Below are 15,534 nucleotides of genomic sequence, written 5' to 3' on the forward strand. Positions count from 1 at the left end.
GTACAACGTTCCCCACTCGGCGACAGCGGCCGCTCTGGCTAGCGCCAGCGGCCCCTTTCGCACGCCCCCCGCGTGGGTCCTGTGAATCACAACCGTTTCTCCCGAATCCCCGAACTACTCAGCTACCCCAACATTAGAAGCCAGTTAACAAATCCACATCGGCATGGATGGGGATTGAGGTCATCCTCAGGGGGGAGAAGAATCCCCCCACCGGATCCCCCATTCGACCGAAGGCCCCCCTGCGCCCCCCGGCGGAGGGCTACTTCCCGTCCCGTGCCGCCACCGGAACCCGGGGGGCCGCCACGGCCGTCCCGGTGTGCCGGCGCCGGAACAGGGCGGGCAGGCTCGGCGCGACGATGAACCCTTCGGCCCGCGCGCTCGCGATGCCGATCCGCGGGATCTCGCTGCTCTTCTCGAACAGCAGGTAGCGCGGCTCCCAGATCGGCCGGTACTTGGCGTTCGCACGGTACAGCGACTCGATCTGCCACCAGCGCGAGAAGAACCCGAGGACGGCGCGCCACAGCCGCAGCACCGGTCCGGCGCCGAGCCGCGAACCGCGCTCGAAGACCGAGCGGAACATCGCGAAGTTCAGCGAGACCCGCTTCAGCCCCACCTCGTCGGCGCGCTGCAGCAGCTCGATCACCATGAACTCCATCAGGCCGTTCTCGGTGTCCCGGGCCCGGCGCATCAGGTCCAGCGAGAGCCCGTCCGGGCCCCACGGGACGAAGCTCAGCAGCGCCGCGAGCTCGCCGTCCCCGTCGTGGCACTCCAGCATCACGCAGCGGCCGTCGGCCGGGTCGCCGAGCCGGCCGAGCGCCATCGAGAAGCCGCGCTCGGTCGCGCCGTCGCGCCACTCGTCGGCCTTGGCCACCAGCCGCGCCATCTCCGCCTCGGAGATGTCCTCGTGGCGGCGGATCCGCACCGTGTACCCGGCCCGCTTGACCCGGTTGTACGCCTGCCGGACCACCCGCATCGCGCGGCCGTCCAGCGAGAACTCGTCCAGCTCGACGATCGCCTCGTCGCCCAGCTCCAGGGCGTCCAGCCCGTGCCGGGCGTAGATCACACCGGCCTCCTCGGAGGCTCCCATCACGGCCGGCGCCCAGGCGTGCTCACGGGCCTCGGACAGCCAGGCTTCAATCGCGCCCGGCCAGGCCTCCGGATCGCCGATCGGGTCGCCCGAGGCGAGCGAGACCCCGCCGACCACCCGGTAGGTCACCGCCGCCTTGCCGCTGGGGGAGAAGATCACCGCCTTGTCCCGGCGCAGCGCGAAGTAGCCCAGCGAGTCCCGCTCGCCCTGCTTGTCCAGCAGGCCGCGCAGCTTCGCCTCGTCCTCGGGGTTGAGCAGCTCCGTGCCGCGCGGGCTGCGGAAGGCCACGTACAGCACCAGCAGGAACAGCACCGCGCCCATCGCGTTGATCGCGGCGTTCACCCAGGTCGGCGCGGCGATCACCGAGCGCAGGTGCTCGGACGGGGTGATGGTGATCATCCGACCGACCGAGTAGCGGAAGAGGTCCCAGAAGCCGGCGCCGTTGAGCTCGTTGGTCGCCCAGACCAGCAGCCCGCCGACCAGGCCGCCGAACACCAGACCGCCGACGAAGGTGGCCGCCGCGGTCTTCGGGTTGGAGCGGTCGCCCTTGGACGTGAACTCCTTGCGCCCGATCAGCAGCGCCAGCACGAACAGGCAGGTCAGGATGGTGGAGATGTAGTTGAGCGGGTGCTTGCTGAACCGCTCGCCGGGCAGCACCATGACCGCCAGGTACAGCAGCGCGAACACACTGCCGAGCGCCGCGTTGAAGATCCACGCGGCCCGCTTGCGGCGCCGCATCGCGATCGCGAGGAAGACCGACAGCACCGCGGTTGCCAGGCCCGAGGTCATCAGGTACGGGGTGAAGTATTCACCCTCGTTGTGCTCGGAGACCTGGTTGCCCCAAGGCACCAGCAGCACGGTGGCCACGTTCAGCAGGGCCAGCAGCCGGAGGTACCAGACGGAGGCCACGGCGGCCCTCGGCCGCCAGCGGTCGAGCAGCCCGGCGGGCTGGGGCCCGGTTGACGTGGCGGACGGCTCCGGCTTCACAGTGGACGACACAGCTCAATTCCAAACGATCAGATAGTGGGGCGCATCCGCACACGGCCCGGCGCCGGGCGCCCGCACGGGCCCGACGGACTGACCGGCCACCCCCGCCCACCGGCCGCCCGCAGGGAGCGGCTGGCCGGAAAGGGCAGCCAACTCCATGGTTGCCCACCGTTCCTGAGAATTACGTGAACCGGGTAGCCGATTCCCACCCCCGCCGAACGGCGGGGGTCGGCACCCCCCATGCGTTCGGCGTCCTGCCGTCACTACCCCTACTCTCAAGAGCGATCCCCGCGGACCGCCCGAACCCGGCCGCCCGAACCGAGGAGGCACCATCACCACCACCCGCGTGCTGATCGTCGACGACGAGATCCTGGTCCGCTCCGGCCTGGGCCTGATCGTCGGCTCCGCCCCAGACCTGGAGGTGGTCGGCGACTGCTCCGGCGGGCAGGCCGAGGACCACGTCCAGCGCCTGCGCCCGCACGTGGTGCTGCTCGACATCCGGATGCCGGACCTCGACGGCATCTCCGTGCTGCGTCGCCTGCGGGCCCTGCCCGACCCGCCCGCCGTGGCGATGCTCACCACCTTCGACACCGACGAGTACATCGGCACCGCGCTGCGGGCCGGCGCGGTCGGCTTCCTGCTCAAGGACACCGCCCCCGAGCAGCTGGTGCACGCCGTCCGGGTGCTCGCGGCCGGCGGCAACATCCTCTCCCCGACCGTCACCCGCACCGTGATCGGCGGCTACGTGGACGGCGGCGGCCCGGACGCCGAGGCCACCGCGCTGGCCCGCACCCTCACCGGCCGGGAGCTCGACGTGCTCGCCCTGCTCGGTGAGGGCCTGTCCAACGCCGAGATCGCCGACCGGCTGTTCCTGGGCACTGGGACGGTCAAGGACCACATCAGCGCCATCCTCGGCAAGCTCGGCGCCGCCAACCGGGTGCAGGCCGCCGTGCTCGCCCACCGGGCCGGCCTGGTGCGGCCCAAGCCCGGCGACGGGGCATGACGGCCGCCGACCCGCTGCCGTCCCGCCGGCTGCCGGCCTGGTGCACCGCGCCCTGGCTGATGCTGCTGCTGCCCGTCCTGTACTCCCTGATGGACGCCGCGCTGGTGGCCCGGGACGCCACCTGGTGGCAGTTGTCGCTCTCCACGCTGGCCGCCGTCGCGCTGTTCTGGCGCCGCCGCTTCCCGGTGACGGTGTTCCTGCTCACCATGCCCGGCAGCTGGGTCGAGGAGATCTGGCTGGCCCCGATCACCGCCGTCTACACGGTGGCCGCCGAACGCCCCAGCCGCAGGGTCCTGATCCCCTGCGGGACCCTGTTCGTCCTGGTCTCCTTCTTCCACTGGCCGCTGCCCGACAACGTCTTCGACCTGAGCCGGGCCACCGCCCTGGACGCCATCCAGGCCGTGATGCTGGCGGGCGGGCCGGCCGCCACCGGCCTGCTCTCCCGCACCCGGCGGGAGCTGGCCGCCCGGCTGGACGAGCTGACCCGCGGCCAGGAGCGGGAGAGCCGGCTGCTCGCCGAGCGGGTGCTGATGAGCGAGCGCGGCCGACTGGCCCGGGAGATGCACGACGTGGTCTCGCACCAGGTCAGCCTGATCAGCATCCAGGCCGGCGCGCTCCAGGTGAGCACCGGCGACCCGGCCGCCGCGACCGTCGCCCGCACCATCCGCGAACTGTCCGTACGGACCCTGGACGAGCTGCGCCAGATGGTCGGGGTGCTGCGCGGCAGCAGCGGCCCGCTCCCGGCCGCCCCGCTCGCCCCACAGCCCCGGCTGGCCGACCTTCCCCGGCTGATCGAGGAGAGCGGTCTGACCGCCGACACCGAGCTCAACCCCGGCGACCGCCCATGGCCGGAGGCGGTCGAGCGGGCCGCCTACCGCACCGTCCAGGAGGCGCTCACCAACATCACCAAGTACGCCCCGGACGCGGTGGTGCACGTGAGGGTCCGGGCGAAGGGCCGCCGACTGCGGGTCGAGGTCCGCAACGAGGCGCCGCCGGTCCACCCGGCCGAGACCCTGCCGGGCGGCGGCCACGGGCTGGTCGGACTGCGCGAGCGCGCCCAGCTGCTGGGCGGCACCCTCACCGCCGGCCCCACCCAGGACGGCGGCTTCGAGGTCCGCGCCGAGCTGCCCGCCACCCGCTCCTGACCCCGGCCGCCCGAGTCGGCGCGACGGGCCCGAGCGGGCTCCGGGACGACAAAAAAGCCCCGCAGATCCGAAGATCTGCGGGGCTTCGCTGTGCGCGAGGGGGGAGTTGAACCCCCACGCCCTTTCGGGCACTGGAACCTGAATCCAGCGCGTCTGCCTATTCCGCCACCCGCGCATGGGTGTTGTCTTCTTTGCCGACCTTCCCTCAGAACCGCTCGGTACCATGTGGTCTTCGCGCTTCCTCGGTCCGGCTTCCCTTCCGGGCGGCCCTTCCGACGTGGAAAACAGTAGCACGACCTGGAGGGCAGCTCCGAATCCGTATCCGGGGGAGACCGACCGCATCCGAACGGGTGCGCGACGAACGGGTGACCGAGGAGTGGGAGACCGCTCCGACCGGCACACCTGGCGTGCCGTACCCGAAATGCGTCACCCTGTGTGTCCGAGCCCACCCCGGGGCACCACGCGGTCCGGGAACCGTACGGAAGGGCCCGGCGTGGATACGATCAGTACGGAAGTACCGCAAGTAGGCACGACCGACTCCCCGGAGGACCACTCCCCGGAGAGACCCGGTCGGCAGGCAGGCGAACGAACCCTGGAAGGGGGTGCCCCATGGGAATGCTGAAGAAGTTCGAGCAGCGGCTGGAGGGTCTCGTCAACGGCACCTTCGCCAAGGTGTTCAAGTCCGAGGTCCAACCCGTGGAGATCGCCGGCGCTCTGCAGCGCGAGTGCGACAACAACGCGAGCATCTGGAACCGCGACCGCACCGTCGTGCCGAACGACTTCATCGTCGAGCTCAGCCCCCACGACTTCGAGCGGCTCAGCCCCTACTCCGGCCAGCTCGGCACCGAACTGGCCGGCATGGTCCGCGAGTACGCCGAGGCCCAGCGGTACACCTTCATGGGCCCGCTCCAGGTGAACCTGGAGAAGGCCGACGACCTGGACACCGGCCTGTACCGGGTGCGCAGCCGCACCCTGGCCGCCGAGGAACCCCAGCAGTACGCCCCGCCGCAGCCCGGCTACGACCGCCAGCCGGCTGCCCCGGCCCCCGGCGCGCCGTGGCAGCAGGGCGGCGCCGGACAGTACACCGCGCCCCCGCCGCCGGCCGCGCCCCCCGCGATGCCCGCCGCCCCGCCCGCCGGCGGCAACGTCCGCGCCTTCCCGGGCGCCGGTCACGGCGCCTCGGTCCGCCGCTGGGTCGAGGTGAACGGCGCCCGCCACCAGATCACCGGCTCGGCCTGTGTGCTCGGCCGCTCGACCGAGGCGGACGTGCGGATCGACGACCCGGGGGTCTCCCGCAAGCACGCCGAGATCCGCCCCGGTACCCCTTCGATGGTGCTCGACCTGGGGTCCACCAACGGCATCGTGGTGGACGGGCAGCACACCCAGCGCGCTACGCTCCGCGACGGCTCCCGAATCGTCGTGGGCTCCACCACCATCGTCTACCGGCAGGTCGAAGGGTAGTGTCCGAGTTGTTCGCGCGCCTCGCTCACCGACTGGCGGGACGGCCATGTCAGAACTGACCCTGACGGTCATGCGGCTGGGTTTCCTCGCCGTGCTGTGGCTGTTCGTCATCGTCGCGGTCCAGGTGATCCGCAGCGACCTGTTCGGTACCAAGGTGAACCCCCGCACCTCCCGCCGCGGCGCCAACGCCACGTCGGGCGGTGCCCCGGCCGCCGCGGCCACCGCACGTCCGGCGCCCGCCGCCGGCGGGTCCGCCGCGGGCCAGACCCAGGGCGGCGGCCGCCGTCGCGGCGGCCCCACCCAGCTCGTCGTGGTGCAGGGCTCGCTGGCCGGAACCACCGTCGCGCTGCAGGGCCAGACCATCACGCTGGGCCGCGCGCACGACTCCACCATCGTGCTGGACGACGACTACGCGTCCTCCCGGCATGCCAGGATCTACCCGGATCAGACTGGGCAGTGGACGGTCGAGGATCTAGGCTCCACCAACGGCACCTATCTGGACCGGCAGCGCCTGACCGCGCCCACCCCGCTCCAGCCGGGCATGCCGATCCGTATCGGCAGGACCGTCATCGAACTGCGGAAGTAGTAGCGCATGAGGGCAAGCATCCCGTCCAAGACCCAGAGGGGGGCACAGGTCGCATGACCCTGGTGCTGCGCTTCGCCGCCGGCTCCCACAAGGGACTGATCCGGGAGGGGAACGAGGACTCCGGCTACGCCGGGCCGCGGCTGCTGGCCGTGGCCGACGGCATGGGCGGCGCCGCGGCCGGCGAGGTCGCGTCCTCCGAGGTGCTCGGCTCGATCGTCCGCCTGGACGAGGACGTGCCGGGCGCCGACCTGCTGACCCTGCTGGGCGACGCCGTCCAGGGCGCCAACGACCGGCTCCGGCAGATGGTCGAGGAGGACCCGCAGCTGGAGGGCATGGGCTGCACCCTGACCGCCATGCTCTGGACCGGCCAGCGGATGGGCCTGGTGCACGTCGGCGACTCCCGTGCCTACCTGCTGCGTGACGGCGCACTCGTGCAGATCACCCAGGACCACACCTGGGTGCAGCGCCTGGTCGACGAGGGCCGGATCACGCCCGAGGAGGCCGAGACCCACCCGCAGCGCTCGCTGCTGATGCGGGCACTGGACGGCCGCGGCCAGGTCGAGCCCGACCTGTCGATCCGCGAGGTCCGGGCCGGCGACCGCTACCTGATCTGCTCCGACGGCCTCTCCGGCCCGGTCAGCCACCAGACCCTCCAGGACACCCTCGGCAGCTTCTACTCGCCCGAGCAGACCGTGCAGGAGCTGATCCAGCTCGCGCTGCGCGGCGGCGGTCCGGACAACATCACCTGCATCGTGGCGGACGTCATCGACGTCGGCGCCACGGACACCATGAGCGGCCAGTTCAACGACGTCCCGGTGGTGGTCGGCGCGGTCGCCGACACCCCGCCGTCCTCGGCCGCCGCCGACCGCTCGATCGCGGACACCCCGGCCGGCCGCGCCGCCGGCCTGGGCCGCGGCCCGCAGGGCGCCTTCGGCCCGGCCGAGGGCTACGAGGGCGGCTACGGCGCCGCCCAGGGCGGCTTCGGCCCCGCCGAGGGCTACGAGGGCGAGGCCGGCTACGGCTACCCCTCCGCCGAGCCCTCGGTGTACGGCACCGAGGACTTCGACGAGGAGCAGCCCCCCAAGCGCAAGCGCCGGGGCCTGACCGTCTCGCTGGCCGTCCTGGTCACGCTCGGCCTGCTCGGCGGCGCCGGGTACTTCGGCTACCAGTGGACCCAGGACCAGTACTACGTCGGCGAGGACGGCGACCACGTCGCGGTCTACCAGGGCATCAACCAGAACCTGGCCGGTCTGAGCCTGTCCTCGGTGGACACCTCGTACAACGACATCCCGCTGAAGTGGCTGCCGCAGGACCAGCGCACCCACGTGAACAAGACCATCTCCGTCGGCAGCCGCAAGGAGGCCGAGACGACGGTGCAGGGGCTCAAGGAGTGGGCCCAGCTGTGTCAGAAGGTCGCCGGTGCCTCCACCGGCGCCCCGGCCGGAGGGGCCCAGCAGGGCGCCCAGCCGACCCAGGCCAGCAAGGCCTCGTTCGTGGCCGCCACCCAACCCACCCCGGGCGAGAAGGAGACCAAGCCCCGCAGCCCGGCCGCGGGCTCTCCGACGGCCACGCCGACCCCGACGGCCCCGAGCGCCTCCGCCCCGGCGCAGAACGCCACCCCGCCGACGGCCGCTGCCCCGAGCGAGCAGCCCCAGCAGCCCCAGCTGACCGACGACGATCGCAGTCGGGCCGAATCCTGCCCGAAGCCGTGACGTCCGTGATCCGACATAGGTCCGCCCGGAGCGGGCTTGCCGGCCGTCAGGGAGCGGTCACCACGTGAGCAGCTACAACCTGAGCGGTGACACCGGCCGCGCCGGCGGTCGGCGTCGGGCGGTGGCCGAGCGTGCCGCGCCCCGGCGCCGGGGCAACACCACCATCTCGCTCCAGGGTGCGCCGAACCGGCGCAACACCGAGCTGGCGCTGCTGGTCTTCGCGGTCCTGCTGCCGATCCTGGCGTACGCCAACGTGGGGCTGGCGATGGACTCCGAGCTGCCGGCCGGCATGCTCGGCTACGGCCTCGGCATGGGCTCGCTGGCGCTGGTCGCGCACCTGCTGGTGCGCTGCTTCGCGCCGTACGCGGACCCGCTGATGCTGCCGATCGCCACCCTGCTGAACGGGCTGGGCGTGGTGATGATCTGGCGCCTGGACAAGGCGGGCAAGCTGCTCAGCGGCAACTTCCCGGCGGCGAGGAACCAGCTGATCTGGTCCGCCCTCGGGGTCGCGCTGTTCATCGGGGTGATGGTCCTGCTGAAGGACCACCGGGTGCTCCAGCGCTACACCTACATCTCGATGGTGGTGGCACTGGTCCTGCTCGCCGCGCCGGCCTTCTTCCCGGCCCGGGCGGAGGACTTCGGCGCCAAGATCTGGATCCGGATGGGCAGCTTCTCCATCCAGCCCGGCGAGTTCGCCAAGATCATCCTGACCGTGTTCTTCGCCGGCTACCTGATGGTCAAGCGGGACGCCCTGGCCCTGGCCAGCCGCCGCTTCATGGGCCTGTACCTGCCGCGTGGCCGCGACCTCGGCCCGATCGTCGTGATCTGGCTGCTCAGCCTGCTGATCCTGGTCTTCGAGAACGACCTCGGTACGTCCTTCCTGTTCTTCGGCCTGTTCGTGGTGATGCTCTACGTCGCCACCGAGCGGACCAGCTGGATCCTGTTCGGCCTGCTGATGTCGGTCGGCGGCGCGGTCGCGGTCGCCCTGACCACCAGCCACGTCAAGGTCCGCATCGATGCCTGGCTCGACCCGATGGCCGCCTTCTCGCCGAACCCGCCCAAGGGCTCGACCGAGCAGATCGGCCAGTCGCTGATGGCGCTCGGCTCCGGCGGGGTGACCGGCTCGGGCCTGGGCCAGGGCCGCTCCTGGCTGATCAACTTCGCCGCGAAGAGCGACTTCATCCTGGGCTCCTTCGGCGAGGAGCTCGGACTCACCGGCCTGATGGCGATCTTCCTGTTGTACGCCCTGCTGGTACAGCGCGGCCTGCGCACCGCCCTCGCCGCCCGCGACCCCTTCGGCAAGCTGTTCGCCGTCGGTCTCGCCTCGGCGATGGCGCTGCAGGTCTTCGTCGTCGCCGGCGGGGTCACCGGGCTGATCCCGCTGACCGGTATGACCATGCCGTTCCTCGCTCAGGGCGGTTCGTCCGTGGTCGCCAACTGGGCGCTGGTCGCGATCCTGCTGAAGATCAGCGACAGCGCCCGCCGACCCGGGGTCGAACCGGCCCCGGCCACCGAGGGCCAGGGAGGACCCGCCCGATGAACAAGCCGATCCGACGGGTCTCGATCTTCTGCCTCGTGCTGATCCTGGCCCTGATGGCGCGGACCAACTGGGTGCAGGGCGTCCAGGCCGATTCCCTTGCGTCCAACAAGAACAACAAGCGCCAGCTGTACGACCGCTACGCCCACCCGCGCGGCAACATCATCGTCAGCGGCCAGCCGGTGACGAAGTCCGACTTCGTGAACGGCCTGCGCTACAAGTACAAGCGCTCCTGGGTCGACGGCCCGATGTACGCGCCGGTGACCGGCTACTCCTCGCAGGCCTACGGCTCCACCCAGCTGGAGAACCTGGAGGACGGCATCCTCGCCGGCACCGACGACCGGCTGTTCTTCCGCAACACCCTGGACATGCTGACCGGCGAGCAGAAGCGCGGCGGCGACGTCGTCACGACCATCAACGCCAAGGTCCAGAAGGCCGCCTTCGACGGCCTCGGCGACAAGAAGGGCGCGGTGGTCGCGCTCGACCCGAAGACCGGTGCGATCCTGGCGCTGGTCTCCACGCCGTCCTACGACCCGAGCACCTTCGCCGGCGGTGAAAGCGGCGACACCAAGTCCTGGCAGGACCTCAACGCGGACCCGAACAAGCCGATGCTCAACCGGGCGCTGCGCGAGACCTATCCGCCCGGCTCGACCTTCAAGCTGGTCACCGCGACCGCCGCGTTCGAGAACGGCCTGTACCAGAACATCAACGACACGACGTCGACCCCGGACCCGTACACGCTGCCCGGCACCCAGACCGTGCTGAAGAACGAGAGCCCCAACGAGCGCTGCGAGAACGCCACGCTCAAGTCCGGGATGGACCAGTCCTGCAACACGGTCTACGCCAAGATGGGCGCGGACCTCGGCAAGGACAAGATGCGGGCGCAGGCCGAGAAGTTCGGCTTCAACAGCACGGTGGACACCCCGATCCGCTCCGAGAAGAGCATCTTCCCGGACAGCCCCAGCCTGGACGGCACCGCCCAGGACTCGATAGGACAGCACGACACCCGCGCCACCCCGCTGCAGATGGCCATGGTCTCCGCGGCGATCGCCAACAACGGCAGCCTGATGCAGCCCTACCTGGTCGATCAGGAGCGCTCGGCCTCGCTGACCACCATCTCCAAGCACACCGAGAAGCAGTTCTCCCAGGCGATGAGCCCGGCCACCGCGCAGAAGATGCAGGACCTGATGGTCTCGGTGGTCGAGAACGGCACCGGCACCAACGCCAAGATCCCCGGCCTGCAGGTCGGCGGCAAGACCGGCACCGCGCAGCACGGCGAGGACAACGCCGGCCTGCCGTTCGCCTGGTTCACCTGCTGGGCCAAGACCTCGGACGGCCAGTCGGTCGCGGTCGCGGTCGTGGTCGAGGACGGCTCCAACAACCGCGACGGCATCAGCGGCGGCCGCCTCGCGGCCCCGATCGGCAAGGCGGTGATGCAGGCCGCACTCGGCAAGTAGGGGAGCGCGGTCGAGGGTGAGGCGAATGTCACGATCGGCACCCCCTTCCGGATACCGGTCTGATATCGGCCGACGGCTGACTCCGGTCCGGTGGGGTGCGACCGGTAGCGTATCCGCCAGCAGCGGGTGTGCCCGTTGCCGCCCGCGAGGCGGCGCACGGCCCGGCCGGAGAACCGGCCGCGGCGCGCGCGGCGTCACCCAGAGCGTGCGGGGACACCTACGTCACAACCTCACCGGCGGGTGAGGGAGAGGGTCGGAACTATGGAAGAGCCTCGTCGCCTCGGCGGCAGGTACGAGCTCGGCGGCGTCCTCGGACGCGGCGGCATGGCCGAGGTGTACCTCGGCCATGACACCCGGCTCGGCCGTTCCGTCGCAGTGAAGACGCTCCGCGCCGACATGGCCCGGGATCCGTCGTTCCAGGCCCGGTTCCGCCGCGAGGCGCAGTCGGCGGCGTCCCTGAACCACCCCGCGATCGTCGCCGTGTACGACACCGGCGAGGACTACATCGACGGCATCTCCATCCCGTACATCGTGATGGAGTACGTCGAGGGGTCGACGCTGCGCGAGCTGCTGCACTCCGGCCGCCGACTGCTGCCCGAGCGGGCGCTGGAGATGACCATCGGCATCCTCCAGGCCCTGGAGTACTCGCACCGGGCCGGCATCGTGCACCGCGACATCAAGCCGGCCAACGTGATGCTGACCCGGCAGGGCAACGTCAAGGTGATGGACTTCGGTATCGCCCGCGCGATGGGTGACACCGGGATGACCATGACCCAGACCTCGGCCGTCATCGGCACCGCCCAGTACCTCTCCCCGGAGCAGGCCAAGGGCGAGCAGGTCGACGCCCGGTCCGACCTGTACTCCACCGGCTGCCTGCTCTACGAGCTGCTGACCGTGCGCCCGCCGTTCGTCGGCGACTCCCCGGTCGCGGTGGCCTACCAGCACGTCCGGGAGGAGCCGCAGCCGCCGTCGGTCTTCGATCCCGAGGTGCGCCCCGAGATCGACGCGATCGTGCTGAAGGCGCTCGCCAAGGAGCGCGACTACCGCTACCAGAGCGCCGACGAGATGCGCGACGACATCGAGCGCTTCCTCGACGGCCTCCCGGTCGCCGCCGCCCAGCAGGCCGCCGCCTACGGCATGGGCGCCGCCGGGTACGGCTACGACCAGAACGGCTACCCGCAGCAGCACGACCCGTACGGCCAGACCAACGTGCTGCCCCAGCAGCCCGGCGGCGGCCCGACCACCCTCCTGCCGCAGGCCTCCGCACAGGCCGGCTACGGCCAGGGCGGCTACGGCCAGGGCGGCTACCAGGACGACGGCTACGGCCAGACCTACGCCGGCGGCCAGGGCGGCGGGGACGACGGCTACGGCGAGGGCGGCCGCGGCCGGCGCGGCGAGGACCGGCCGAAGAAGGGCAACACCTCCTGGATCGTGCTGGCGGTGGCCGCCGTGCTGGTCCTGGTCGGCACCTTCTTCGTGGCCCAGGCGATGTTCAGCGACAAGGGCACCAAAGACGCCCCGAAGGTGGCCGTCCCGAACCTGGTCGGCAAGAGCCTGGCCGACGCCAAGACCACGGCCGGGACCAAGCTCCAGGTGACCGAGGGCGACAAGATCGCCTGCCCGGACACCAACGTCAAGAAGGACCAGGTCTGCACCCAGAACCCGACGGCCGGCGGCCAGGTCGCCGAGAACACCGCCATCACGGTGCAGATCTCCTCCGGCCCGGCCAAGGCGCAGGTGCCGAACGTGGTCGGCAAGACCAAGGACCAGGCCACCAAGGCGCTCGCCGACGCCGGCTTCACCAACGTCACCACCGAGTACAAGGACGACGACACCGCTCCGCAGGAGACGGTCACCGCCCAGGACCCGGCGGCGGCCGGCAACGCCGACCCGAGCGCCCCGATCAAGCTGACGGTCTCGCAGGGCAAGGCCAAGCAGAACGTCCCGAACGTGGTCGGCGCGCAGAAGGAGGACGCGCAGAACCAGCTGCAGAGCCTCGGCTTCCAGGTCGACGCCTCGAAGACCACGCCGACCAACGACCCGACCAAGGTCAACACGGTCGCCTCGCAGTCGGTGCCGCCCAACACCAAGGCCCCGACCGGTACGAAGATCTCACTGACGGTCTACAAGGCGCCGGACAAGGCCACCGTCCCGCCGCTGCAGAACGCCAAGCTGTCGGACGCCATCGCCGCGCTCTCGAAGGCCGGCCTGGGCTACACCGTGGTCAGCGGCCCGCAGGACGCGAACGCGATCGTCCAGATGAGCAACCCGGGGGCCGGCACCCAGCTGGACCCGAACACCCAGGTCCAGCTGTTCACCAAGGCGGCCGACCCGCCGAAAGGGGGCGACCCCTTCCCCACACCCCCCAACCCCAAAGGGGGCACCAACTAAGCCCTGGTTCCCCTGGTTCTGAGGCTCGACCGTCCGGAACGGTAACGCCCGAGGGCCCGTCGCGGTGATCGCGACGGGCCCTCGGGCGTTACCGGGAACGAAGCCTGAGGAGGCCTCAGGAGGCCCTGAAGGGCCCTCAGGAGCGCCGCAGCTCGGGCGGCGGGGTGCGCATGGCGTCCATGTCGTCCACCCGCGCCAGACTCCCCCAGACGGCCATCCGGTACCGCGAGGTGTACACCGGCGTGCAGGTGGTCAGGGTGATGTAGCGGCCGGGTGCGGTGTAGCCGGAGCCGACCGGGACGGGCGCGACGATGCCGGTGTCGTACTTGGAGGTCTCCGGCAGGGTGCTGTCGACCTTGTAGACGTACCACTTGTCCTTGGTCTCGACCACGATCGCGTCGCCCTTGTGGACGGCGTCCAGGTCGTGGAACTTGGCGCCGTGGCCGTCCCGGTGGGCGGCCAGCGCGAAGTTGCCCGCCTGGTCCCAGGGCATCGCGGCCTGGTAGGGCTGCTCGTAGACGCCCGCCACGCCCTCGTCCAGGACCTCGGTGGAGGTGCCCATCCGGATCAGCACCTGGAAGTCCCGGCCCATCGCCGGGACGTGCAGGAAGCCGATGTCGTCCCCGATCGCGGGCGGCGCCGCGGAGGCCCCGCCGGGCGCGGAGGCGGCGCCGGGGGTGGCACCGGGGGTCGCGCCGGGGGTGGCACCGGGGGTCGCGCCGGGGGTGGCACCGGGCGCGGCCGAGGGTCCTGCGGTCGGGCCGGCGGCCCAGGAACTGCGCAACTTGTCGGAGGCGGCCGCCGCGGAGCGGTCCGCCTGCACGTTGGTCCACCATAGCGAGTAGGTCACGAACAGGCCGAGCACCAGGCCCAGGGTGATCAGCAGCTCACCGAAGACGCCGAGCGCGGCCAGCGCCCGGCTCCGCCCCCGCCGCGCCCTGCCCCCGGGCGAGGATCCGGCGCCCGGCGCGGCGCCCTCCCCGGGCGGGGGGAAGGCCTCCTGGGCCGGCTCTGCCGACTGCGCGGTCCCGTCGTCCTGCATCTGCGGTGCTCCCCCTCCGAACGGGCCTACGGGCGGCTATCCGCCCGTGATCGCGGCCGGCTTGCCTTGGCTGCGCGGCCGTTCCTCGATCATCTTGCCAAAGACGATGAGACGGAACTTCGAAGTGAACTCCGGCGTACAGGTGGTCAGCGTGATGTAGCGGCCGGGGCCGGCGTAGCCGGAGCCGTTCGGCACCGGTTTGATCACGCTCACGTTGCTCGGGGAGGTCTGTGGGATGCCGCCGGTGATCTCGTACGTGTAGTACGCGGTGGCGGTCTCCACCACGATCTTGTCACCTTTGCCCAGCTCGTTGATGTACCGAAACGGCTCGCCGTGGGTGTTGCGGTGCGCGGCCAGCGCGAAGTTGCTCGCCTTGTCGCCGGGCATCCCGGTGTTGGTGTAGTGGCCGACCAGGCCCTTGTCGAGCACCGCCGACTTGTCGGTGCCCTCGGCGATCGGGAACTTCAGGCCCAGCTTGGGCAGGTAGATGATGGCGAAGCCCTTGCCGGGCGCGAACGCCTCGGGCTTGTTCGGGTCCGGCGCCGGCTGGCCCGGCTGGGCGGGCGGCTGGGCGTCGAACTGCTGCTCCAGCTGGTCACGGGCGCTGCTGGCGGCCGCGTCGGCCTGCACGTTGGTCCACCAGAGCTGGTACGCCACGAACAGCAGCATCACCACACCGAGGGTGATGCACAGCTCGCCGACGAACCGGGCGCCCACCACGACCGCGGACTCCCTGGGGCGCGCCTGTCCGGCCGCCCGGCCCTTCGCCCGGCGCCGCCCGTTGCCCGAGCGGACCGAGGTCCGGCCCTGGGCGGCCCGACGGCGCTCGGCCCGGCCGCCGGTGGGCGGGGCGGGCTCGGCGGCCGGCTCGACGGCGTCGGCGGGCAGCCGCAGCTGGAGGGTCTGGTCCGGCAGCCACGGATACTCGGGCCCACCCTCGGCGGGCTCCACGGCCTGCTCGTACACGCCCCAGACGTCCTCGGGCGTGCCCTGGGCCTGGTGCTGCCGCGGGTACGGCACGCCTGCCTGGCCCACGTCATGGGGCACGCCGCCGTACTGCTGCGCGCCGCCGTAGGGGCCGGCCTCGGGCTGGTAACGCCCCTCCGGGCGCACCGCGGTCACGCCG

At 71.5% G+C, this 15,534-nt stretch carries 11 protein-coding genes and 1 tRNA gene; 8 read left to right on the top strand and 4 right to left on the bottom strand.

The window, feature by feature from the left end; translation table 11 throughout:
* Positions 1–259 precede the first annotated feature (259 nt).
* Positions 260–2,086 carry a phosphatidylglycerol lysyltransferase domain-containing protein gene (locus ACH4E7_RS03410; RefSeq protein WP_396247312.1) on the bottom strand — a complete coding sequence of 609 codons (1,827 nt, stop codon included), beginning with the start codon at positions 2,084–2,086 and terminating at the stop codon, positions 260–262.
* A 340-nt stretch (positions 2,087–2,426) separates the two neighbouring features.
* Here ACH4E7_RS03410 and ACH4E7_RS03415 point away from each other — a divergent pair, with 340 nt between their 5' ends.
* Both ACH4E7_RS03415 and ACH4E7_RS03420 read left to right on the top strand, forming a co-directional pair.
* Complete coding sequence (locus ACH4E7_RS03415) at positions 2,427–3,077, top strand: response regulator (RefSeq protein ID WP_396247568.1); 651 nt, start codon at positions 2,427–2,429, stop codon at positions 3,075–3,077.
* A complete protein-coding gene (locus tag ACH4E7_RS03420; protein WP_396247313.1) occupies positions 3,074–4,222 on the top strand; it encodes a sensor histidine kinase in 1,149 nt (382 codons plus the stop codon). The genes ACH4E7_RS03415 and ACH4E7_RS03420 overlap by 4 nt, the downstream gene beginning before the upstream one ends.
* 91 nt (positions 4,223–4,313) lie before the next feature.
* Here ACH4E7_RS03420 and ACH4E7_RS03425 read toward each other — a convergent pair.
* A tRNA-Leu gene (locus tag ACH4E7_RS03425) sits at positions 4,314–4,397 on the bottom strand.
* 434 nt (positions 4,398–4,831) lie between these two features.
* Here ACH4E7_RS03425 and ACH4E7_RS03430 point away from each other — a divergent pair.
* The 6 genes from ACH4E7_RS03430 to pknB all read left to right on the top strand — a co-directional run bounded on the left by ACH4E7_RS03430 (position 4,832) and on the right by pknB (position 13,366).
* Positions 4,832–5,683 carry an FhaA domain-containing protein gene (locus tag ACH4E7_RS03430; protein ID WP_396247314.1) on the top strand — a complete coding sequence of 284 codons (852 nt, stop codon included), beginning with the start codon at positions 4,832–4,834 and terminating at the stop codon, positions 5,681–5,683.
* A gap of 46 nt (positions 5,684–5,729) precedes the next feature.
* Positions 5,730–6,269, top strand: coding sequence for an FHA domain-containing protein (locus tag ACH4E7_RS03435; protein ID WP_396247315.1), 540 nt, complete (start codon positions 5,730–5,732; stop codon positions 6,267–6,269).
* 53 nt (positions 6,270–6,322) lie between these two features.
* The gene (locus tag ACH4E7_RS03440) at positions 6,323–7,981 is read left to right on the top strand and encodes a PP2C family protein-serine/threonine phosphatase (protein ID WP_396247316.1); all 1,659 of its coding nucleotides are present in this window, start codon (positions 6,323–6,325) and stop codon (positions 7,979–7,981) included.
* Between the two features lie 121 nt (positions 7,982–8,102).
* Positions 8,103–9,521: an FtsW/RodA/SpoVE family cell cycle protein gene (locus tag ACH4E7_RS03445; RefSeq protein ID WP_396247569.1), complete on the top strand. Its 1,419-nt coding sequence runs from the start codon at positions 8,103–8,105 to the stop codon at positions 9,519–9,521.
* A complete protein-coding gene (locus ACH4E7_RS03450; protein ID WP_396247317.1) occupies positions 9,518–10,975 on the top strand; it encodes a peptidoglycan D,D-transpeptidase FtsI family protein in 1,458 nt (485 codons plus the stop codon). Before ACH4E7_RS03445 ends, ACH4E7_RS03450 begins: the two co-directional genes overlap by 4 nt.
* A 261-nt stretch (positions 10,976–11,236) precedes the next feature.
* A complete protein-coding gene (gene pknB / locus ACH4E7_RS03455) occupies positions 11,237–13,366 on the top strand; it encodes a Stk1 family PASTA domain-containing Ser/Thr kinase (protein ID WP_396247318.1) in 2,130 nt (709 codons plus the stop codon).
* A 136-nt stretch (positions 13,367–13,502) separates the two neighbouring features.
* On the opposite strand, the gene ACH4E7_RS03460 is transcribed toward pknB, so the two are convergent.
* Both ACH4E7_RS03460 and ACH4E7_RS03465 read right to left on the bottom strand, forming a co-directional pair.
* On the bottom strand, positions 13,503–14,408 hold the full coding sequence (locus tag ACH4E7_RS03460; protein WP_396247319.1) for a class E sortase: 906 nt from the start codon (positions 14,406–14,408) through the stop codon (positions 13,503–13,505).
* Positions 14,409–14,444: 36 nt separating this feature from the next.
* Positions 14,445–15,530 carry a class E sortase gene (locus ACH4E7_RS03465; protein WP_396247320.1) on the bottom strand — a complete coding sequence of 362 codons (1,086 nt, stop codon included), beginning with the start codon at positions 15,528–15,530 and terminating at the stop codon, positions 14,445–14,447.
* Between the last annotated feature and the right edge of the window lie 4 nt (positions 15,531–15,534).

It is taken from the genome of Kitasatospora sp. NPDC018058, from assembly GCF_044327205.1.
In the GTDB taxonomy this organism is placed as follows: Bacteria; Actinomycetota; Actinomycetes; order Streptomycetales; family Streptomycetaceae; genus Kitasatospora.

Excerpts from the sequence above, each read along its gene's own strand:
- ACH4E7_RS03420 (WP_396247313.1), top strand. The coding sequence starts at position 3,074 with ATGACGGCCGCCGACCCGCTGCCGTCCCGCCGGCTGCCGGCCTGGTGC.
- ACH4E7_RS03430 (WP_396247314.1), top strand. The coding sequence starts at position 4,832 with ATGGGAATGCTGAAGAAGTTCGAGCAGCGGCTGGAGGGTCTCGTCAAC.
- ACH4E7_RS03435 (WP_396247315.1), top strand. The coding sequence starts at position 5,730 with ATGTCAGAACTGACCCTGACGGTCATGCGGCTGGGTTTCCTCGCCGTG.
- ACH4E7_RS03440 (WP_396247316.1), top strand. The coding sequence starts at position 6,323 with ATGACCCTGGTGCTGCGCTTCGCCGCCGGCTCCCACAAGGGACTGATC.
- ACH4E7_RS03450 (WP_396247317.1), top strand. The coding sequence starts at position 9,518 with ATGAACAAGCCGATCCGACGGGTCTCGATCTTCTGCCTCGTGCTGATC.
- pknB (WP_396247318.1), top strand. The coding sequence starts at position 11,237 with ATGGAAGAGCCTCGTCGCCTCGGCGGCAGGTACGAGCTCGGCGGCGTC.
- ACH4E7_RS03460 (WP_396247319.1), bottom strand. The coding sequence starts at position 14,408 with ATGCAGGACGACGGGACCGCGCAGTCGGCAGAGCCGGCCCAGGAGGCC.